We start from the raw sequence: 21,195 nt of genomic DNA, 5'->3' as shown, positions 1-21,195 counted from the left end.
GTCAGAAACCTCCGCCGAAGTCGCCGCTGTCGCCGCCCCCGCCGCCGAAGTCCCCGCCGCCACCGAAGTCGCCGAAGTCCCCGGGGTCGAAGTCCGCGCCGGACAGGTCGCCGCCCTGGTAGCCGCCGGCGCCGAAGTCTCCGTATCCGGTGCCGTAGTCGGCCGCGTAGGCGGGGGCGGACATCCAGCCGCCCAGGGCCGTGCCGATGAGAAGGCCGGGCAGGAGGCCGCCGCCGAAGTAGCCGCCCGCCCAGGGGCCGTAGGCCGGGCCCGCGTCCCAGTAGGGGCGGCGGCCGTGGTCGGTGTCGACCTCGCGCATCACCGGGTCGCGGCCGTCGGCCAGCCTCGTGGCGTCCGCCGCGCAGACCGGGACCTCGCGGGGCGAGCCGCCGGGCGGGGTCCAGGTGGCGTCCGTGACCGACGGGCCGTGCCGCGGGTCGAAGAAGCACGGCGGCCGGCGTTCCGGGAGCGGGCGGTGCTCGCGGCGGGCGGCGAGCTGGGCCAGCGAGAAGCGGCCGTCCTCCAGGGCCTGGGTGACCGTGCGCACGTCCTCCGGTCTGCGCGCGTCGGCCATGGACTGCTTCGCCTGGTCGTAGGCGTTCAGCGCGCGCTCGTAGTCCGCGCGCATGGCGTTGTCGGCGCCCGGCTCGGCCGGGTGGAAGTCGAGACGGTCCAGTTCCTCGCCGAAGGCGGTGATGTCCTCGTCCACGACCACCCGGAGCCGGTCCAGGGCGGCCCGCTGCTCCTCCTCGTGGCGTCGGCGATTGCGGCGGACCAGGGTGTACGCGCCCGCCCCGCCGGCCACGACCACCGCTCCGATCGTGATCAGTGCCGTACTCGAGACCCCGGAGCCGTGCGCGCTGCCGCCGCCCCAGGTCGAGGGCGCCTTGCCGCCCATGTTGGTCAGGGCGCGGTCGGTGAAGTCGGTCAGCTGGTTGCTCGCGGTCTCGCCCTGGACGCTGGTGACCAGGTTCCGCACGGCCGTCCGGGGCAGCACCGAGGAGTCGGCGCGGGCGTCGAAGCGGTCGCCGAGCCGGACGGCGTACAGGCCGGTGATGCCGGTGGCGGTGCGCAGGTCCGTGAAGAGGTTCCGGGTGGGGTAGCCGGCCGGCAGGACGGCGATGAACAGGGGTTTGTTCGCGTCCTTGATCTGGCGGGCCAGGGTGTCGGCCTGGGCCGTGGACAGCTGGGTGGCGGCCGCCGGGTCGACGTACACCGGGCTCTTGCGAAGGGCGTCGGCGATCGTCGAGACACCGGTGGCCGCCGTGGCCCGCGGGGCGAGCACCGTCAGGGCGATCACCACCAAGGCCAGCAGCAGGCCTGGGAGGCTTCGGGTCCGGGTCCGTAGCACGGCCTTCATGTTTCGGAACTTACCCGAAGCCTCCCATAACCAGTCATTTCCTATGCTGCTTCGTATGCCTCCGTCAGCTTCTCCACCGCCGCTCCGTACTTGCCGGACAGCAGCAGATGGTCCGCGTCGGCGAAGGGCTTCGACACGGCCGACGTGATGTCCTGGCCGATCTTCGCCTGGACCAGCAGCCGAGCCTTGGCCACCAGTTTCCGGCCGGCCTGGTCGGCACCCACCCGTTCGGCGGCCCTGGCCGCCGCGCCGAGCCCCTTCAGCGTGGCCTCGCCGCCCTTGGGGGCCTTGGCCAGGGTCGTCAGACCCCAGCCGTACGGGTACTGCGGGTCGTACGACGCGTCTCCCACGTTGATCGGCAGCTGCACCTCGGACTTCGGCCAGGTGACCGGGAGCTGACCGGTGAAGGCCCGCTTGCCGTAGAGCACGTCGGCCACGCCGTCGCCCTCGGTGCCCGGCAGCCAGGACGCCACCAGGGCGTCGATCTCACCGAGCCGGTCGCCGATCAGCTGCGGGCGCCCGGAGACGATCAGCACCGCGCACTTCATGGCCGCGCACACCTTGTCCACGGCAGCCTGGTCGGCGGGGGTCAGCGCGAGATCGTTGCCGTTGCCGACGTCTCCGACGCCCTCGGCGTACGGGGTCTCGCCGACGACGACCACCCCCACGTCGTAACCGCTCGTCGGCGCCGAGGCATCCTTCGAGTAGGTGACGTCTCCCCCGGCGTTCTTCATGCCCTGGAGGATGGTGGTGCCGGTGGTGTGGGTGCCGGACTGGCCCTGCCAGGTGATGGTCCAGCCGCCGGTCTGGTTGCCCAGGTCGTCGGCGTTGGACCCGGCGACGTACACCTTCTGCGACTTCTTCAGGGGCAGGACCCCGCTGTCGTTCTTCAGCAGTACCTGCGACTCCGCGGCCGCCTGCCGGGCCACCGCCCGGTGCCCGGTGGAGCCGATCTTCGAAGCGCCGCTGGTGTCGGCGTACGGGTGCTCGAAGAGGCCCAGCTTGAACTTCTGGGTGAGGATGCGGGACACCGCGTCGTCGACGCGCTGCTCGCTGACGCGGCCGGCCTTCACCTCGTCGATCAGGGTGGAGCTGAAGTCCTGGTAGCTGTAGGGGACCATCATCATGTCGACGCCCGCGTTGACCGCCGTGCGGACGTGGGACGCGTAGTCGCCGGGGAGCTGGTCGATGGCGTTCCAGTCGCTGATCACGAAGCCGTCGAAGCCCATCCGGCCCTTGAGCACCCCGTTGATCATGTCGGCGCGGGCGTGTATCTTCACCGGGCCCTGGCCGTCACCGAGGATGTCGAGGGAGGAGTACGAGGGCATGACCGTGCCGATGCCCCGGTCCACGGCGGTCTGGTACGGCGCCAGGTGGATCGCCTCCAGCTGCTGCCGGGTGACCTTGGTGACGCCCTGGTCGATAGTGTACGACCCGGTCGTGGACGAGCCGTACTCGGTGCCGCCGTCGCCGACGAAGTGCTTGGCGGTGGCCAGGACCTTGTCGTCGTCCTTCAGGTCACGGCCGTCCGCCCGTCCCTGGAGTCCCTGGATCATGGTCTCCATGGACTTCACCAGGGCCGGGTCCTCGCCGAAGGACTCGTAGGAGCGGCCCCAGCGCTCGTCACGGGTGACGCAGAGGCAGGGGGCGAAGTCCCAGGGGATGCCGGTGGCGCGGACCTCGGCGGCCGTCACCGCACCGGTCTCCTCGGCGAGCCCGGGATCGCGGGTCGCGCCGATGCCGATGTTGTGCGGCATGATCGTGGCTCCGGCCAGGTTGTTGTGGCCGTGCACCGCGTCCACGCCGTAGATCAGCGGGATCTGGAACCGCGTCGCCTGCGCGCGCAGTTGGAAGCCGTCGATCATCTTCGCCCAGGCCTCGGCGGTGTTGGGCGTGGGCGTCGAGCCGCCGCCGGAGAGCAGCGAGCCGAGGTCGTAGGCGGCGACATCGGCACCGTTGCCCACGGCACCGCGCTCGGCCTGGGTCATCTGGCCGGCCTTCTCCGTCAGGGACATCCGGGAGAGGAGGTCGGCGACCCGCTTCTTCACGGGCAACCTGCTGTCCAGGTACGGCAGTCCGTGCGCGTCGATGACGACCTGCGGGGTCTCGGCGGGGGCCTTGGCGCCGGTGACGGTGAGCTTCAGCGGGATGGTCTCCGCGGATTCGGCGGAACGGTGCTTGAGCGTGGGCACCTTGATGGTCTGCGTGGCCCCGGAGGTCGTGCCCGCCGGGAAGGTGAGGGTGCCGGAGACCGGGGTGTAGTCCTTGCCGGGGGCCGCGGTGCCAGTCGTGGCCGTCTCGTAGGCGACGGTCACGGGCTCGTCGAGCGGGGCGGATCCTGTGGTGCCGACGGAGACCTTCACGGAGGCCGTGCGGCCCTCCTGGACGGGGTAGACGGCCGCGTCCGTGGTGACGGAGGCGCGCAGGGACTGGTCGGCCTTGCCGTACAACTCCACGTCGTCCATGGCGAACCGGCCCTTGAGCCCGACGGGGAGGGTGAGCGCGTAGCCCCACATCTGGGTCAGGCCGAGGACGTGGTCGATACCGCCGACCGGCTGGTAGTCGGTCCGGTACACGAAGTCCGCGAAGGGGATCTCGATCTGCTTCCAGCCGGTGAAGTCGTCGGTGAAGGACGTCGTCCACAGCTCGGAGGCCTCGCCGTTGGCACCGCCGTCCTTGATCTCGAAGGCGATCTTCTTGCCGTTGTCCTGGCCGTCCCACCAGAAGCGGATGCCCTTGTGGGCGGACCAGTCGTGGGCGGGCTCGGTGGCGGCGAAGTCGTGGGTGAAGCCGCCGTAACCGCTGATGTCGTACGTCCCGGAGAGGACCTTGGCGCCCTCGGGGGCGTCGGCGCGGGCAGCGAGCTGGAGGGCGGGCGGGTCATCGCTGTCGCCTCCCCAGGTGAAGATGCCCTCGGCAGGCTGGGAGGCGAAGGGGACCTCACCCTCGAAGCGGTCGACGGGAGTTGGGGCGGGGTCGTCGGCGGCCCGGGCTGCCGACAGGGGCATCAGGGCTGCGAGTAGGGCGGTGGAGACGAGCAGGGCGGTTCTTGGCATGGACCTTCCCTCGGCTCTCTGGTTCACTCAGGGCTCTCACAGTTCACTCATGACTTAGATCACGCCGTGAGTTAACTAAGGGCTCGCACACCCGTCAAGACGTCCCGTCAGGAAGGGCGATGTGTCCATGAGAAACACCCCCCACACGGTCCGGCTGCTCCTGGCCGGACTGCTCACCGTGGCCGGCCTCACCGCCGTCGTACCGTCCGCGCACGCGGCCGGTGAGCAGGTCACCGCGTATCTCACCACCACCGACGACTCCGGCGGGCGCCATGTCACCCGCGGGCTCCAGGCGCAGACGCCGTTCGCCTTCCAGACCGGGAGCGGCGGCAGCGGCGAGAACATCACCGTCGACGAGAACACCCGCTACCAGACCTTCACCGGCGGCGGCGCGTCCTTCACCGACACCGCGGCCTGGCTGATGAACAGCAGCGGGGCGCTGTCCCAGGCCACCCGGGACGCCACCATGAAGAAGCTGTTCTCGCCCACGGACGGCATCGGGCTGTCGTTCCTGCGCAATCCGATGGGCGCCTCGGACCTGGCCCGGTACGGCTACACGTACGACGACATACCCGCCGGACAGACCGACCCGAACCTCACGAGCTTCTCCATCTCCCACGACCTCGCGGACGTCGTCCCGCTCACCAAGCAGGCGCTCCAGCTGAACCCGTCCCTGACGGTGATGGCCTCGCCGTGGACCGCGCCGGCCTGGATGAAGGACAGCGGCTCGCTCAACGGGGGCTGGCTGAAGTCGGAGGACTACGGGGCGTACGCCTCGTACTTCGTGAAGTACCTCCAGGCCTACCAGGCACAGGGCGTCAAGGTCTCGTACGTCACCCCGCAGAACGAACCGACCTGCTGCTCCGGCTATCCGTCGATGAGCTGGAACGCCTCGGGCCTGCAGTACTTCCTCAAGAGCGAACTGCTGCCGAAGCTCCAGGCTGCCGGGCTGTCCACCAAGGTGCTGGCCCACGACTGGAACTGGGACGTCTACGACTCCTACGCGGCGGCGAGCGTCGACGACCCGGCGATCCGCAACCACCCCAACTTCGGCGGGATCGCCTGGCACGGCTACGGCGGGGACGTCGGCAAGCAGACCACCGTGCACAACCAGTACCCCACGCTGGACGCCTTCGGCACCGAGCACTCCGGTGGCACCTGGATCGCCAACCAGCAGCGCGAGGACATGAACAACATCATCGACTACACCCGTAACTGGGCGAAGTCGGTGACCAAGTGGTCGCTGGCCGTGGACCAGAACATGGGCCCGCACAACGGCGGTTGCGGCACCTGCACCGGGCTGGTCACCGTGCACAACGGGGACGGCGCGAGCGGGACCGTCGACTACACGGTGGAGTACTACACGATGGGCCACCTGACGAAGTTCGTCCGGCCGGGCGCCCAGCGGATCGCCTCGACGGCGTCCACCGCGGTCCCGAACGTGGCCTGGCGCAACCCGGACGGCTCCAAGGCGCTGATCGCCTACAACGACTCGTCCGCCGCCAAGACCGTCACCATCAACTGGGGCTCACAGCACGCCACTTACTCGCTGCCGGGCAAGACCTCGGCGACCTTCACCTGGTCCGGCACGCAGTCCGGCGGGGGCAGCCAGACCGGGGCGTTCGTCGGGCTGGCGGGCAAGTGCCTTGACGTGGCAGGCGGTTCGAGCACGAACGGCACGGCCGTCCAGCTCTACGACTGCAACGGCAGCACCGCCCAGCAGTGGACCGTGCAGTCCGACGGCTCGGTCCGCGCGCTCGGCAAGTGCCTGGACGTGACCTCGGCCTCGACGGCGGACGGGGCGAAGGTCCAGTTGTACGACTGCAACGGAACCGGCGCGCAACAGTGGTCGTACAACTCCACCACCGGCGATGTCGTGAACGCGGCGGCGAACAAGTGCCTGGACGTCACGGACAACTCGTCGGCGAACGGGGCGCGGGCGCAGATCTGGACGTGCACGGGCGCCGCCAACCAGAAGTGGCATCTGCAGTAGGGGGAACGAGGCTGGGGGCTGCGTGCGCAGCCCCCAGCCTCATGGACGGCTACTCCGCCGGTTCCACGCCCGCCCGCAGCAGGCCGTATGTGTACGCGTCCTCCAGGGCCTGCCAGGATGCCGCGATGACGTTCTCGGCCACGCCCACCGTCGACCATTCGCCCGTGCCGTCGGACGTGGAGATCAGGACGCGGGTCGTCGACTGCGTGCCGTGCTTGCCCTCCAGGATGCGGACCTTGTAGTCGACCAGGTCGAGCTTGGCCAGCTGGGGGTAGATCTTCTCGAGGGCGACGCGCAGGGCCCGGTCGAGGGCGTTGACCGGGCCGTTGCCCTCCGCCGTGGCGACGATGCGCTCGCTCTTGGCCCAGAGCTTGACCGTGGCCTCGTTGGCGTGGGTGCCGTCGGGGCGGTCCTCGACGATGGCCCGCCAGGACTCGACGCGGAAGTAGGAGCGCGGCCTGCCCTCGACCTCTGCGCGCAGGAGGAGTTCGAAGGAGGCGTCGGCGGCCTCGAAGGTGTAGCCCTTGAGTTCGTACTCCTTCACCCGCTCCACCACCCGGCCGACCAGCTCGCGGTCGCCGCCGAGGTCGATGCCGAGTTCCTTGCCCTTGAGTTCCACCGAGGCGCGGCCGGCCATGTCGGAGACCAGCATGCGCATGGTGTTGCCGACCAGCTCGGGGTCGATGTGCTGGTAGAGGTCCGGGTCGACCTTGATCGCGGAGGCGTGCAGGCCCGCCTTGTGGGCGAAGGCCGAGACGCCGACGTAGGGCTGGTGGGTGGAGGGCGTGAGGTTGACGACCTCGGCGATGGCGTGGGAGATGCGGGTCATCTCGCGCAGGCGGCCGTCCGGCAGGACCTTCTTGCCGTACTTCAGCTCCAGGGCGGCGACCACCGGGAACAGGTTGGCGTTGCCGACGCGTTCGCCGTAGCCGTTGGCCGTGCACTGGACGTGGGTCGCGCCCGCGTCGACGGCGGCGAGGGTGTTGGCGACCGCGCAGCCGGTGTCGTCCTGGGCGTGGATGCCGAGCCGGGCGCCCGTGTCCGCCAGGACCGTCGAGACGACCGCCTGCACCTGGGCCGGCAGCATGCCGCCGTTGGTGTCGCACAGGACGACCACGTCCGCGCCCGCCTCCGACGCCGCCCGCACGACCGCCTTCGCGTACTCGGGGTTGGCGCGGTAGCCGTCGAAGAAGTGCTCGCAGTCGACGAAGACGCGGCGGCCCTGGTCCTTCAGGAAGGACACCGTGTCGCGGACCATCTCGAGGTTCTCGTCGAGGGTGGTGCGCAGCGCCAGTTCGACATGGCGGTCGTGGGACTTGGCGACCAGGGTGATCACGGGGGCGCCGGAGTCGAGCAGGGCCTTGACCTGGGGGTCATCGGCGGCCTTGGTACCGGCCCGGCGGGTGGCGCCGAAGGCGACCAGCTGGGCGTGCCTGAAGTCGATCTCCTGCCGGGCGCGGGCGAAGAACTCGGTGTCCCGGGGGTTGGCGCCGGGCCAGCCGCCCTCGATGAAGCCCACGCCGAAGTCGTCCAGGTGCCGTGCGATGGCCAGCTTGTCCGCGACGGTGAGGTTGATGCCCTCGCGCTGTGCGCCGTCGCGCAGCGTGGTGTCGAAGACGTGGAACGAGTCGTCCAGCTCGTTGGTTGCCGTCTCGGTCATGGTCTCAAGGCTCCTGATGTCGAATCTCGGTCGTACCGGAATGACCGGCTCCACCGTGCCTCCATGGTCCCTCGCGCCCGCCTTCCGGCTGAAGGTGGGCCGGAAAACGAAAAAACCCCTCGCGGGTGCGAGAGGTCTGCGCGCGGGTCGAGGACGACGATGGCCACCCGTACCTGGTCGTACGTGGTGGTCACTGCGGACCGGCGCGCCTGCTGCCAATAATCATGGCGAACGAGAGCACGGGGGAAGTCTGGCACAACCCGCCCCCGGCTCACCGACCGTCTCAGGATGCGGTCGTCACGGTGGGCGCCTCCTGAGACCTCGTCCGTGCCAGATCCAGGTCCTTCGTCTCCCGCATGGTGACGTACACCACAAGCGATACGGCGGCACAGCCCGCCACGTACCAGTAGAAGCCGGACTCGATCCCGGCGTTCTTGAACCACAGGGCGACGTATTCCGCCGTCCCGCCGAACAGGGCGTTGGCGAGGGCGTAGGGCAGGGCCACGCCCAGGGCGCGGACGCCGGTCGGGAAGAGCTCGGCCTTCACACAGGCGTTGATCGAGGTGTAGCCGGTGACCACGACGAGGGCGAGGAGGGAGAGGCCGAGGGCGGGCCAGTAACCGTTCGCGTGTTTGAGGAGGGTCAGGATCGGCACGGTGAGGACGGTGGAGCCGACCGCGAAGGTGATCAGGAGGGGGCGGCGGCCGATGCGGTCGGAGAGGGCGCCGGCGAGGGGCTGGAGGCAGGCGAAGACGGTCAGCGCGGTGAAGGAGACCAGGGTCGCGGTCTCCTTGGACAGGCCCGCGGAGTTGGAGAGGTACTTCGTCAGATAGGTGGTGTACGTGTAGTAGGCCACCGTGCCGCCCATCGTCAGCGCCATGACCAGGAACGCCTCCCGCCGGTGCTGCCACAGCGCGCGCAGGGTGCCGCGCTCGGCCGCGCGCGAGGTGTCCTCCTCGTAGACCTCGGTCTCCAGCATGGTCCGGCGCAGATAGAAGACCACGGCGGCACCGAGCGCGCCGACGACGAACGGGATTCGCCAGCCGTAGTCGTGCAGCGCGGCGTCGGAGAGGGTGTGCTGAAGGACGATCAGCAGGCCGAGGCCGGCGATCTGGCCCGCGGTCATCGACACGTACTGGAAGCTGGAGGCGAAGCCGCGCCGGCGCGGGTCGGAGGCCTCGGTGAGGTAGGTGGCGCTGGCCGCGTACTCGCCGCCCACCGACAGGCCTTGCAGCAGGCGGGCGACGAGCAGCACGAAGGCTCCGCCGTAGCCGGCGGCGTCGTAGGTCGGGGCGACGGCGATGAGGATCGCGGACACCGACATGAGGGTGACGGTGAGCGTCAGGGCGGCTTTGCGGCCCCTGCGGTCGCCGACCCGGCCGAGGAGCCAGCCGCCCACCGGGCGCATGAAGAACCCGACGGCGAAGATCCCGGCGGTGTTCATCAGCTGCGCGGTGGGATTCCCGCTCGGGAAGAACGCCCCGGCGAAGTAGGTGGCGAAGCTCGCGTACACGAACCAGTCGAACCACTCGACCATGTTGCCCGCCGAACCGACCCAGATCTTCTTCCAGTGTTGTCGTCCCATGGGCCGTTCCTGCCCCGCGGGGGAACACGAGATTCCTTTACCGCAAATGCCTTACGAAGACGACCTGTTCCTTACGGGTCACGCGTCTACGAGAAGATCCGCTGCCAGGAACTCGCGTACATGGCCGAGAACCTGCGCCCGGTCCGTGCCGCGCAGCCCGATCGCCACATGGATGGAGAAGCCGTCGAGCAGGGCGCGCAGACGTGCGGCGAAGCGGTCGGGGTCGACCGGCCGGAACTCGCCCCGCGAGATGCCCTCCGCGAGCAGCGCCACCAGGTCGCGGTGCCAGGCGCCCTCGATGGCGGCCTGGCGGTCGCGGGCGGCCTCGTCGGCGTTCTGCGAGCGGTTCCAGACCTCCAGCCAGAGCGTCCAGTGCGGGTCGCGGTGGCCGTCGGGGACGTACAGGTCGACATAGGCGTCGAGGCGCTCACGGGCGGTGCCGCGACGGGTGAGCAGCCGGCCGCGCTCGGCGCCCAGCCGGCCCTCGCTCCACTCCAGGGTCTGCAGGAGCAGTTCGTCCTTGGAGCGGAAGTAGTAGAGGAGATGGCCGCTGCTCATCCCGACCTCGTGGCCGAGCGCGGCCATGGTGAGTTTCTCCAGCCCGCGGTCGGCGATCATGTCCATGGCGGCGGCGAGCACGTCCTCGCGGGGCGGGGCCTGTCTGCGCCCACCGGCCATGTGCTGCTCCTCGTCGTACTAGATCTTCGGCTGCTGCTGTGTGACGCAGTGGATACCGCCACCGCCGGAGAAGATCGTACGGGCGTCCACCAGCGTCACTGTCCGCTCCGGGAAGAGACGGCGGAAGATCCCCGCCGCCATCTCGTCGCGCGGGTCGTCGAAGCCGCAGAGCACGACCCCGCCGTTGCAGAGGTAGTGGTTGATGTAGGAGTAGTCGGCCCAGTGGCCGTCGGCCTCCAGGACGGTCGGGGCCGGGACCTCGACGACCTCCAGGGTGCGGCCGCGTGCGTCGGTCTGGGACCTGAGCAGACCGATGACCTCCCGGGTCAGCTCGTGGTCGGGGTGCGCCGGGTCCGGCTGGTGGTGGGCGACGACCACGCCCGGGCGGGCGAAGGCGGCGACGATGTCGACATGGCCGAGGGTGCCGAAGCCGTAGGGCGGGTAGTCGCCGGTGAGTCCGCGCGGCAGCCAGATCGCCTTGCGGGTGCCGAGCATCCCGTGGATCTCCGCCTCGACCTCCGCACGGCTCCAGCCGGGGTTGCGCTCGGACCCGAGCTGCACGGTCTCCGTCAGCAGGACGGTCCCCTCGCCGTCGACGTGGATCGCACCGCCCTCGTTCACCAGCTTCGAGGCGTACGTCTTCGCGCCCGCGAGGTCCGAGACATACGCGGCGATCTTCGCGTCGTGCTCCCAGCGGGCCCAGTGCTGGGCACCCCAGCCGTTGAACGTCCAGTCCACGGCGGCCAGTTCCCGCCCGTCGGTCAGGAACGTGGGCCCGATGTCCCGCATCCAGGCGTCGTCCAGTTCGCGCTCGACGGTGTCGACGCCCGGGCCGAGCAGCGCCTGCGCGGCCGCCGACTGACCGGGGCCGCACACCACCGTCACCGGTTCGAAGCGCCGGACCGCGCGGGCCACCGAGGCCCAGGCCGCCCGGGAGGCGCGGAGGTCGTCCGGGTCTTCGAAGGTGGGGTTGGGGCCCGGCCACGCCATCCAGGTGCGCTCGTGCGGGGTCCACTCGGCGGGCATCCGGAAGCCGTCGGAGGCGGGAGTGCTCATAGGGGAGATCCTCAGAGGAAGTAAAGGCGGTTGAGGGAGACGGAGTCGGCGGGCTCCGAGCGCAGCGGTTCGCCGTCGAGGGTGACCAGCCCGGTGCGCTGGTCGACATCGACCGCTCCGGTACGGGAGTTGAGCCGCAGGTCGGCCGGGCCGATGCCACGGGTGCCGCGGACGGCGACCCGGCGGCGCCGGGTGGGCATCGTGTCGTTGCCCTGGTCCAGCGCGGCCTGTGCGACGAAGGCCACCGAGATGTCGGCGGGGGTCGCGCCGTGGGCCCCGAACTGCGGGCCCAGGACGAGGGGTTCGCAGGTGTCGGTGGCCGCGTTCGGGTCGCCGGTCACGCCGTACGCCGGGAAGCCGGACTTGAGGACGAGCTGCGGCTTGGCCCCGAAGTACTCGGGCGACCACAGCACGATATCGGCCAGCTTGCCGACCTCGATCGAGCCGACCTCGTGCGCGAGCCCGTGGGCGATCGCGGGGTTGATGGTGAGCTTCGCCATGTACCGCAGCACGCGCTCGTTGTCGTGGCCGTCCTCCGGGGCGCCGAGCTCGGCCTTCATCTTCCCGGCCATGGCGAAGGTACGGCGGACGGTCTCCCCGGCCCGGCCCATGCCCTGCGCGTCGGAGGAGGTGATGCCGATCGCGCCCAGGTCGTGCAGCACGTCCTCGGCGCCCATGGTCCCGGCGCGGATGCGGTCGCGGGCCATGGCGGCGTCGCCGGGCAGGTCGGTCTTGAGGTCGTGGACGGAGACGATCATCCCGTAGTGCTCGGCGACCGCGTCCCGGCCGAACGGCAGGGTGGGGTTGGTGGAGGAGCCGATGACGTTGGGGACACCGGCCATCTTCAGCACGTTGGGTACGTGTCCGCCGCCGCAGCCCTCGATGTGGAAGGCGTGGATGGTGCGGCCCTCCAGCACCCTCAGGGTGTCCTCGACCGACAGGCACTCGTTCAGCCCGTCGCTGTGCAGGGCGACCTGGACGTCGTGTTCCTCGGCGACGCGCAGGGCGGTGTCCAGAGCCCGGGTGTGGGCGCCCATGTCCTCGTGCACCTTGAAGCCGCTCGCGCCGCCCTCGGCCAGCGCCTCGACCAGCGGCGCCTGGTGCGAGGACGAACCCCGCCCCAGGAAGCCGATGTTGACCGGCCAGGCGTCGAAGGCGTTGAACGCGTGCTTCAGCGCCCAGGGCGAGTTGACGCCGACGCCCCACACCGGCCCGAACTCCTGCCCGATGATCGTGGTGACGCCGGAGGCCAGCGAGGCCTCCATGATGCGCGGCGACAGCAGATGGACATGGGTGTCGACGGCCCCGGCGGTGGCGATCAGCCCCTCGCCGGACACGATCGAGGTACCGGTGCCGACCACGACGTCGACCCCGTCGAGGGTGTCGGGGTTCCCCGCCCGCCCGACCGAGCAGATCCGCCCCTCGCGGATGCCGATGGACACCTTCCGGATGCCCTGCACGGCGTCGATGACGACGACATTGCTGACGACGACGTCACAGGTGTCCCGGACGGCGGCGGCCTTCAGATGCAGTCCGTCGCGGGCGGTCTTGCCGAAGCCGGCCAGGAACTCGTCGCCGTACCGCTGGGAGTCGCCCTCGACACGGATCACCAGCCCCGAGTCCCCGAGGCGGACACGGTCGCCGGCGCGGGGGCCGTGGGTGGCCGCGTACTCGTAGGGGGTGAGGCGGCGGGCCTCGGCCGGGTGGCCTCCGGGACGGCTCATCGGTCTGCCTCCTCGTCGCGGATGTCGTGAACGCCCAGGTAGCCGCAGGCGGCCGCGCGGCGCAGCGCCTCCTCGCGGGCGCCGGGTGCGTCCAGCGGCCCGTCGACCAGCCCGGCGAAGCCGATGGCGACGCGGGCGCCGCCGATCGGGACCAGGCCGACCTCCAGCGACTCCCCCGGCCCGAAACGGACCGAGGAGCCGGCGGGGACGGCGAGGCGCATGCCGTAGGCGGCGGTGCGGTCGAAGTCGAGGCGCGGGTTGGCCTCGAAGAAGTGGAAGTGCGAGGTGACGGAGACGGGGACGCTCGCGGTGTTGGTCACGCCGAGCCGTACGACCGCCTCCGGGTCGGTGTGCTCGGGCCCCGGAAGCAGCGCGCCCGGCGCCCCTTCCCCGAGCCCGCCGCCGATCGGGTCGGTGACGACCGCGAGCCGGGAGCCGTCGTCGAAGACGGCCTCGACATGCACCTCGGTGACGACGTCGGCGACGCCGGGCAGCACATCGGCCGGGCCGAGCACCGAACGGGCCGCCTCGATGGCCTCGGCGAGCCTCCTGCCGTCCCGGGCGGCCTCACAGACGGTGTCCGCGATCAGTGCGGTGGCCTCCGGCACGTTGAGCCTGAGGCCCCGGGCGCGGCGGGCGCGGGCCAGCTCGGCGGCTCCGAAGAGCAGCAGCCGGTCACGTTCCGTGGGGGTCAGTCTCACGTCCCGGCACCTCCTTGCCTTCCTGGATTTAGAGCATCACTCTAAACGGCGGATTGCGAGAAGGGAACCATTGACATCGGCCGCCAGGTCACAGACATTGAACGTCGCTCTAACTCGCCTCAGTACCCCCCGGCGGCCGTCGAAGGAGACCAGCCATGCCGATAGAACAGCGCGGAGTCGACACCATCCCTGACGAGGAACGCACCAGCGGACCCAAGGACCTGGTCTCGATCCTGCTGGGCTCCAATCTCTGCCTCGGCGTGATCATCTTCGGCTGGCTGCCGCCGTCCTTCGGGCTCGGCTGGTGGGCGTCGGTGAGCGCGGTGGTGGCGGGCACCGTGGCCGGCACGGTGTTCACGGCCCCGCTGGCCCTGGTCTCGCTGCGCACCGGCACCAACCTCTCCACCTCCTCCGGCGCCCAGTTCGGGGTGCGCGGGCGGCTGGTCGGCTCGGTGGTGGGCCTGCTGCTGGCCCTCGGCTACACCGCGCTGACCGTGTGGATCGGCGGCGATGTGATGGTGAGCGTGCTGGGGCGGCTGTTCGGGCTGCCGGCGGACGGGGTGTCGTACGCCCTGGTCTACGCGGTGCTCGCGGCGGCGACGGTGGCGGGCGCGGTCTACGGCTATCGCGTGCTGCTCGCCATGTCCCGGGTGCTCGCCGTCGGCATGACCGCCCTGCTGGTCCTCGGGATCTTCGCGTACGCCCCGCACTTCACCACCTCCCCCCTGCCGGAGGCGGGCGGCTATCTGCTGGGCGGCTTCTGGCCGACGTGGTGTCTGGCGGCGGTCGCGGCCGGCCTGTCGGGTCCGGTCGCCTTCATCACCCTCCTCGGCGACTACACCCGCTACATCTCCCCCGCCCGCCACACCTCCCGCCGGGTCCTGCACGCGACCTGGCTGGGCCTGGTCCTGGGCCTGCTGGTGCCGCAGCTGTTCGGCACGTTCACCGCGTACGCGGCGCGGGCGGCGACGGAGTACGCGGGCCCGCTGGTGTCGGCCTCCCCCGCCTGGTACCTGGTCCCCCTCCTGCTCTCCGCCTCGGCGGGCTCGGTCGGCAACGCGGGACTGATGCTGTACTCGATGGGCCTGGACCTGGACGCGATCCTGCCCCGCGCGTCCCGCGCCCGCGCCACCTACACGGTCGCGATCGTCGCCACGGCCTGCGTCTTCGTCGGCCACTACGCCTGGAACGCACAGTCCGCGATGACGTCCTTCGTCCTCCTGCTCACCGCCATCGGCACCCCGTGGGCGGTCATCACCCTCATCGGCTTCCGCCGCTGCCGCGGGGTCTACGACGCGGACGCCCTCCAGGTCTTCAACCGCCGCTCGCACGGCGGGATCTACTGGTACCGGGCCGGCTGGAACATCCGGGCCACGGTCTCCTGGACCCTGGGGGCGGGAGTCGGCCTGCTGGCGGTGTCCCTGCCGTCGTACGAGGGGCCGCTGCTGTCGCTGACGGGCGGGGTGGACTGCAGCTTCCTGCTCTCGGGGTTGGTGGGCGGCGTGGTGTACCTGCTGCTGCAACCCCGGGCCCCATTCGGCCAGAGCCCTGCCCGTGCAGCCGGTCCGGCGATCGAGGACGAGGCCGTTCAGGCCGAAGCGGGGGTCTGGGGGCACAGCCCCCGGTAGGGCGGTCACCCCGGTCGACCCGCACCGGTCAGCCCGGCTCGAGCCCCGGCAGGAACCGGCTCGCCCCGAACGCCGGTTTGAGGTCCGTGAACCAGGTCGCACCCTCGTCGTACGCGGCGAAGAACGGCCGGTCCACCAGGTCGGGGTCGCGTGCCTGGATCAGGTGCAGGACGAAGACCTTCTCGCCGGCCACCTCGGCGACGCCGTCCACGCAGACCTTGCCGGGCATCGCCGACATCACCGGGCCGCGGACGGTGCGGGCGAGGCCGGAGACACGGGCGTAGGCGTCCCGGAAGACGGCGTGGCCGTGCGCCAGCGGGACGCCGAAGTAGCCCTGGGGTCCGGTGTCCCGCTCCACGAACTGGTAGTACGGCACCGCGCCCAGCGTGGTCGTCTCCTCCCACAGCTCGGCCCAGGCGTCCGCGCTGTCGTTGATCCCGGCCACCAGCGGCCCCTGACAGCGGATCACGGCACCGGTGTCACGGACCCGGCGCATCGCCTCCCGTACGACGGGCGGGCGGAGCTCCTGCGGATGTGTGAAGTGGGCCATCAGCGCGAGGTGCCGGCCGCTCGCCACCACCTGTTCGAAGAGGCGGAGCAGGTCGTCGGCGTCGCGGTCGGTGGTGAAGCGGTACGGCCAGAAGGCGAGCGACTTGGTGCCGATGCGGATCGAGCGGATCGTGTCGATCTCCAGAAGGGGTTCGACGTAGCGGCGCAGGACCTCCGTGCTCATGACCAGCGGGTCACCGCCCGTGATCAGGGCGCTGCTCACCTCGGGGTGGGCGCGCAGATAGGCGGACGTGGCCGCGATGTCGTCGGTGGCGATGCGCAGATCGGCCTCGCCGACGAACTGGGCCCAGCGGAAGCAGTAGGTGCAGTAGGCGTGGCAGGTCTGGCCCTGGCGCGGGAAGACCAGCACGGTCTCCGGGTACTTGTGCTGGAGGCCGGTCAGCCGCCGCCCCTCGTGCACGGGGACGTTGGCGTCGAGCTGGCCCGAGGGGTGCGGGTTGAGCCGCATCCGGATCTCGTGGGCGGCACGCTGGACCTCGGCCCTGGGCGCCTCACGGGCCAGCAGGCCGGCCATCCGGCGGACGTCGGGCCCGGGCAGCATCCCGGACTGCGGGAAGGTCAGCCGGAAGACCGGGTCCTCGGGCACCGCCGACCAGTCGATCAACTCGTCGACGACATAGGCGTTCGTACGGAACGGCAGGACCGAGGAGACCGCCCGCAGCGCCAGCCGCTGATCGTCCGTCAGGGAGACGCGCCGCAGCAGACCGTCCAGGTCGCGGGGCGTGAAGGCGCGGAAACGGGGGTGGTGCGCTGAACACATGTGTGGCGGGGCCCTCTATTCCGTGACCAGGACCGTGGACGGCCGCAACTCCACGAAGGCGGCCGCGTGCGCATCGTACTTCTCCCCGAAGTGGTGGATGAGCCGTCGATGCAGCTCGCTCTCGTCGTCCACCACGATCACCTCGTGTGCCCCGGCCCCGGTCAGTGACTCGCTGTACGCGCTGAGTTGGTCCAGCCGGCGGCGGGCCAGATACGTGACGAGGTCGGGCGCGGCGACATACAGGCGGTCGTCGAGGAAGACGAAGCGGCAGACGAACTCCCGCCGCCCGTCGGTGGCGTCGACGAGGGTGACGGGGAGGCGGGTGAACCGTTCCATCGGCTTGCCCTGCTGCCACAGCTCGTCGAAGCGCTGCTCCACGAAGGTGCCCAGTGGGGAGCGGACCGCGACCTCCAGCTGGACGCCCTCGCCGGAGAGCCGGCCGACGGTGAGGAAGGAGACCAGACAGCGCTCGTCCCAGCGGTAGAGGGTGACTCCGGGGGAGGTCGAGCACAGCCGTACCTCCAGCAGATGCCGGGAGGTGTCGTCCAGGCGCCGGACGAACGCGTCCAGGGTGCGCAGGTTGCGCATGATGTCGCGGCGGATGTCGGCGCTCTGCTCGCCCAGTTCGCGCCCGCGCAGGATGGCGGCGAGGGAGTCGGGGTCCAGGAGCAGGATCTGGACGCGGGCGCCGCTCGCGGTGGCGGCTCTGACACCCCGGAAGAGGCGCTCGGAGAACTGCGGGCCGAACAGGTTGGAGAAGGTGTCGAGGACCTTCACGTTGGACGTCGAGCCGTACACCTGGGAGGCGAACCACTCGTAGTCGAGCCGGGTGTGCTCGCGGACGCGGCCCTCCTGGGCCCGGGATATCAGCGGGCCGATGACGAACACGGTGACGACCACGCCGACGATGTCGGTGCCGAGGTTGAGCGCGAGGTTCTGCCCGTAGTTGTCCATCGTCGAGGCCCGCCACAGCAGCAGGGCGGCGACGGCGGTGAGCAGCCCGAGCACGGTGAGGCTCTGCGGCCGGCGCGGTGTCCGTAAGGTCCGCATCAGCCAGCGCAGCCGTGGCATCGGCGACCGTCCGCTCACGCGTGCCCCCTCCCCCGTGTGGACTGAGGAGATACCCGTACGGGGGAGGCGATACGCGTCGAACGGACGGCCGAAGACCGGTCAGCCGAGCTGGTGCATCCAGCCGTGCTTGTCCGCCACCTTGCCGCGCTGGATGTCGAGAAGGGCCTCGCGGAGCTTCATGGTCACCTCGCCGGGCTCGCCGTCCGACTGCCGCCACTCGGCGCCGGTGCGCTTGACCGTGCCGACCGGGGTGATCACGGCGGCCGTGCCGCAGGCGAAGACCTCGGTGAGGGTGCCGTTCTCCGAGTCGCGCTGCCACTGCTCGATGGAGACGCGGGCCTCCTCGGACTCGTAGCCGAGGTCACGGGCGACGGTGAGGAGGGAGTCGCGGGTGACGCCTTCGAGGATCGAGCCGGTGAGGGTCGGCGTGATGATCTTGTCCCCGTACACGAAGTACAGGTTCATGCCGCCGAGTTCCTCGACCCACTTGTGCTCGACCGCGTCGAGGTAGCAGACCTGGTCGCAGCCCTGGGCGGCGGCCTCGGCCTGGGCGAGCAGGGAGGCCGCGTAGTTGCCGCCGGTCTTGGCGTCGCCCATGCCGCCGGGGACGGCGCGGACCCGGTCCTCGGAGGCCCAGATGGAGACCGGCTTGACCCCGCCGGGGAAGTAGGCGCCGGCCGGGGAGGCGATGACCAGGAAGAGGTACTCGTTGGCCGGCTTGACGCCCAGGCCGACCTCGGTGGCGATCATGAAGGGGCGCAGGTAGAGGGATTCCTCGCCACCGTGGGCCGGGACCCAGTCCTTGTCCTGCTGGACCAGGACGTCACAGGCCTCGATGAAGGTCTCCACCGGCAGCTCGGGCATGGCGAGCCGACGGGCGGACCGCTGGAAGCGCTTGGCGTTCTGGTCGGGGCGGAAGGTGGCGACCGAGCCGTCGGGGCGGCGGTAGGCCTTCAGGCCCTCGAAGATCTCCTGGGCGTAGTGCAGGACGTTGGTGGCCGGGTCGAGGGGGATCGGCGCGTACGGAACGAGCTGGCCGTCGTGCCAGCCACGGCCCTCGGTCCACTTGATCGTCACCATGTGGTCGGTGAAGTGGCGGCCGAATCCGGGGCTGGCCAGGATCGCCTCGCGCTCGGCGGCGGCGAGCGGGTGCGCGGACGGCTTGAGCTCGATCGTGGGCGTCGTCATGAGTAGGTGTCCTTCGCTTCCAGGCTGTGGCCGGCGGCTCCGGTCTTTCGGCCGGGGGTCCGGGGGTTGTCCCCCGGGAGATGCAGCACCGGTTGTAGTGATGGGCCGCGCTCACGCCCGTACGCCGGTGTCCAGTGGTAGGACGTCCGAGCATTCCCTCGTACCGCGGCTCCGCGTTCGATTATCTCGCGGGGGGTCGGGCGGGAAGGAATCGGGGTGAATGCGGACCCGGGGTTGATGGTGGCACCCGGCGGCAGGCATGGGGAAGCCGCCGGGCGCGTGTGCGACCCGGCGGCTTCGAAGTCAATCGGCAGCGCGGCGGGTCAGCCGGCTACTCGTACGGCGAGCGCGTCGCCGATCTCCGAGGTGGAGCGGGCGGGCTTGCCCTGGCGCTCGGTGAGGTCCGCGGTGACGGCCTCCTCGATCCGGGCGGCCTCGGCGTCGTAGCCGAGGTGGCGCAGCAGCAGGGCGACGGACAGGACCGTGGCGGTGGGGTCGGCCTTGCCCTGGCCGGCGATGTCGGGCGCGGAACCGTGGACCGGCTCGAACATCGAGGGGAACTCGCGGGAGGGGTTGATGTTGCCGCTCGCCGCGACGCCGATGCCGCCGGAGACGGCCGCGGCGAGGTCGGTGATGATGTCGCCGAACAGGTTGTCGGTGACGATGACGTCGAACCGGCCCGGATCGGTCACCAGGTAGATGGTGGCCGCGTCCACGTGGATGTAGTCCGTGGTGACCTCGGGGAACTCCTGGGCGACCTTGTTGAAGATGTTCGTCCACAGGTGTCCGGCGAAGGTCAGCACGTTGTTCTTGTGGACCAGCGTGAGCTTCTTGCGCGGACGGGCCTGGGCGCGGGCGAAGGCGTCCCGGACGACACGCTCCACACCGAAGGCCGTGTTGACGGACACCTCGGTGGCGACCTCGTGCTCGGTGCCCTTGCGGATGGTGCCGCCGTTGCCGGTGTACGGGCCCTCGGTGCCCTCGCGGACCACGACGAAGTCGATCTGCGGCTCGCCGGCCAGCGGGGTGGCGACACCCGGGAGGAGCTTCGACGGACGCAGGTTGACGTGGTGGTCGAAGGCGAAGCGGAGCTTGAGCAGGAAGCCGCGCTCCAGGACCCCGGAGGGGACGCTCGGGTCGCCGATCGCGCCCAGCAGGATGACGTCGTGCGTCTTCAGCGCGTCGAGGTCGGCGTCGGTGAGGGTCTCACCGGTGGCGTGGTAACGCTGGGCGCCGAAGTCGTACTCCTTGGTCTCCAGCTTCACGTCCTCCGGGAGGACGGCGGAGAGGACCTTGAGGCCTTCGGCCACGACTTCCTGCCCGATGCCGTCACCGGGGATCACTGCGAGATCGATGCTGCGAGACATGTCGGCACCCTACTCCTCGTCCCATGGGATGACACGCGGTGTCCGCCATCCGGACATCGCGGGTCGTCCCGTCGCCCGGCGTTCACCCGTACGTGGGCCCGGTGTTGACCTGCGCTGGGCATGGTCCCGGCATGGAGATGGCCATCCCCGACTTCGGCGTTCCGCCGCGGCTCGCCGCCAGGATGAGCATGGCCGAGCAGTACGAGTACCTGCCCACCCGGCTGGTGAGCCGCCGCACGCTGGTGACGGCGGGCGGGGTGGCGGGCACGACGGCGGCCGGCAGCCTGGTGATCGGCTGCGCGAGTGGGCCGGCGAGCGCGGCACCGGCCACCTCGGCGATCCGCGGTGCGGCCGTGGTGCCGTTCGGCCGCCATCTCGCCTTCGGCGCCGACCCGAGGACGCGGATGCGGATCTCCTGGCAGGTGCCGTTCGCGGTCCGGAAGCCGTTCGGTGAAGGGCGGTGCGGTCGGCCGCGCGGTCCCGGTCGGCGGCTCGGCCGACCCGACGCGGGACGGGATCGTGTGGGCCAAGGGGCAGCGCAACGTGGCGGAGACGGTGGAGTGGTCGCGGGTGCGGTACACCGGCTTCTCCTTCCTCAGGGTCGAGGCGGAGGCGGGTACCACCCCGCGGCTGAGGGTGTCCGCGCCGGCCCGGAGCGGTGCGCGGGTCGACCACTTCGAGATACGGCGCGGCGGCTGACACCGGCGCGCCGGGGCCCGGTCCTGGGGTACGGCGCGGCTGTCCCGGCCGCGCCGTACCCCGTGCGGGTGCGGCTCCCGCTTCTAGGGTGTTACACGT

General features: G+C 70.8%; 15 protein-coding genes and 1 pseudogene. 4 read left to right on the top strand and 12 right to left on the bottom strand.

The window, feature by feature from the left end; translation table 11 throughout:
• Window position 1: 1 nt before the first annotated feature.
• The gene (locus ABTY98_RS04250; protein ID WP_352219337.1) at window positions 2–1,360 is read right to left on the bottom strand and encodes a hypothetical protein; all 1,359 of its coding nucleotides are present in this window, start codon (window positions 1,358–1,360) and stop codon (window positions 2–4) included.
• Between the two features lie 41 nt (window positions 1,361–1,401).
• Window positions 1,402–4,416 (bottom strand): glycoside hydrolase family 3 protein, encoded by a 3,015-nt coding sequence (locus tag ABTY98_RS04245; RefSeq protein WP_352219336.1) that lies wholly within the window; start codon window positions 4,414–4,416, stop codon window positions 1,402–1,404.
• A gap of 127 nt (window positions 4,417–4,543) precedes the next feature.
• On the opposite strand from ABTY98_RS04245, the gene ABTY98_RS04240 reads away from it, so the two are divergent.
• Window positions 4,544–6,409, top strand: a complete 1,866-nt coding sequence (locus ABTY98_RS04240; protein WP_352219335.1) for a ricin-type beta-trefoil lectin domain protein — start codon at window positions 4,544–4,546, stop codon at window positions 6,407–6,409.
• Window positions 6,410–6,458: 49 nt separating this feature from the next.
• Here the strand turns inward: ABTY98_RS04240 and cimA are convergent, their stop codons facing one another.
• The 6 genes from cimA to ureA form a co-directional block, all read right to left on the bottom strand.
• Window positions 6,459–8,069: a citramalate synthase gene (cimA, locus tag ABTY98_RS04235; protein WP_352219334.1), complete on the bottom strand. Its 1,611-nt coding sequence runs from the start codon at window positions 8,067–8,069 to the stop codon at window positions 6,459–6,461.
• A 283-nt stretch (window positions 8,070–8,352) separates the two neighbouring features.
• Window positions 8,353–9,654 carry an MFS transporter gene (locus ABTY98_RS04230; protein WP_352219333.1) on the bottom strand — a complete coding sequence of 434 codons (1,302 nt, stop codon included), beginning with the start codon at window positions 9,652–9,654 and terminating at the stop codon, window positions 8,353–8,355.
• A 78-nt stretch (window positions 9,655–9,732) separates the two neighbouring features.
• Window positions 9,733–10,332, bottom strand: a complete 600-nt coding sequence (locus ABTY98_RS04225) for a TetR/AcrR family transcriptional regulator (RefSeq protein ID WP_352219332.1) — start codon at window positions 10,330–10,332, stop codon at window positions 9,733–9,735.
• Between the two features lie 18 nt (window positions 10,333–10,350).
• Window positions 10,351–11,388 carry an agmatine deiminase family protein gene (locus ABTY98_RS04220; RefSeq protein ID WP_352219331.1) on the bottom strand — a complete coding sequence of 346 codons (1,038 nt, stop codon included), beginning with the start codon at window positions 11,386–11,388 and terminating at the stop codon, window positions 10,351–10,353.
• 11 nt (window positions 11,389–11,399) lie between these two features.
• The gene (locus ABTY98_RS04215) at window positions 11,400–13,112 is read right to left on the bottom strand and encodes an urease subunit alpha (RefSeq protein WP_352219330.1); all 1,713 of its coding nucleotides are present in this window, start codon (window positions 13,110–13,112) and stop codon (window positions 11,400–11,402) included.
• Window positions 13,109–13,813, bottom strand: a complete 705-nt coding sequence (ureA, locus tag ABTY98_RS04210; RefSeq protein ID WP_352219329.1) for an urease subunit gamma — start codon at window positions 13,811–13,813, stop codon at window positions 13,109–13,111. Before ureA ends, ABTY98_RS04215 begins: the two co-directional genes overlap by 4 nt.
• Before the next feature lie 155 nt (window positions 13,814–13,968).
• Between ureA and ABTY98_RS04205 the strand changes: the two genes are divergently transcribed.
• Window positions 13,969–15,441, top strand: a complete 1,473-nt coding sequence (locus ABTY98_RS04205) for a cytosine permease (protein WP_352219328.1) — start codon at window positions 13,969–13,971, stop codon at window positions 15,439–15,441.
• Between the two features lie 28 nt (window positions 15,442–15,469).
• Here ABTY98_RS04205 and ABTY98_RS04200 read toward each other — a convergent pair whose 3' ends face one another.
• From ABTY98_RS04200 to ABTY98_RS04185, 4 genes are all read right to left on the bottom strand, one after another.
• Complete coding sequence (locus ABTY98_RS04200; RefSeq protein ID WP_352219327.1) at window positions 15,470–16,771, bottom strand: KamA family radical SAM protein; 1,302 nt, start codon at window positions 16,769–16,771, stop codon at window positions 15,470–15,472.
• Between the two features lie 15 nt (window positions 16,772–16,786).
• The gene (locus ABTY98_RS04195) at window positions 16,787–17,860 is read right to left on the bottom strand and encodes a hypothetical protein (RefSeq protein WP_352219326.1); all 1,074 of its coding nucleotides are present in this window, start codon (window positions 17,858–17,860) and stop codon (window positions 16,787–16,789) included.
• 81 nt (window positions 17,861–17,941) lie between these two features.
• Complete coding sequence (locus ABTY98_RS04190; protein ID WP_352219325.1) at window positions 17,942–19,030, bottom strand: branched-chain amino acid aminotransferase; 1,089 nt, start codon at window positions 19,028–19,030, stop codon at window positions 17,942–17,944.
• Between the two features lie 323 nt (window positions 19,031–19,353).
• A complete protein-coding gene (locus ABTY98_RS04185; RefSeq protein ID WP_352219324.1) occupies window positions 19,354–20,397 on the bottom strand; it encodes a 3-isopropylmalate dehydrogenase in 1,044 nt (347 codons plus the stop codon).
• A 137-nt stretch (window positions 20,398–20,534) separates the two neighbouring features.
• Here ABTY98_RS04185 and ABTY98_RS04180 point away from each other — a divergent pair.
• Window positions 20,535–20,846 (top strand): annotated as a pseudogene (locus tag ABTY98_RS04180) (phosphoesterase); the annotation flags it as partial.
• Between the two features lies 1 nt (window position 20,847).
• Window positions 20,848–21,096: a hypothetical protein gene (locus ABTY98_RS04175; protein ID WP_352219323.1), complete on the top strand. Its 249-nt coding sequence runs from the start codon at window positions 20,848–20,850 to the stop codon at window positions 21,094–21,096.
• Window positions 21,097–21,195 lie beyond the last annotated feature (99 nt).

This window comes from Streptomyces sp. NPDC096040 (assembly GCF_040303265.1).
Lineage (GTDB): Bacteria > Actinomycetota > Actinomycetes > Streptomycetales > Streptomycetaceae > Streptomyces.
This window is presented reverse-complemented; position numbering and strand designations above follow the sequence as displayed.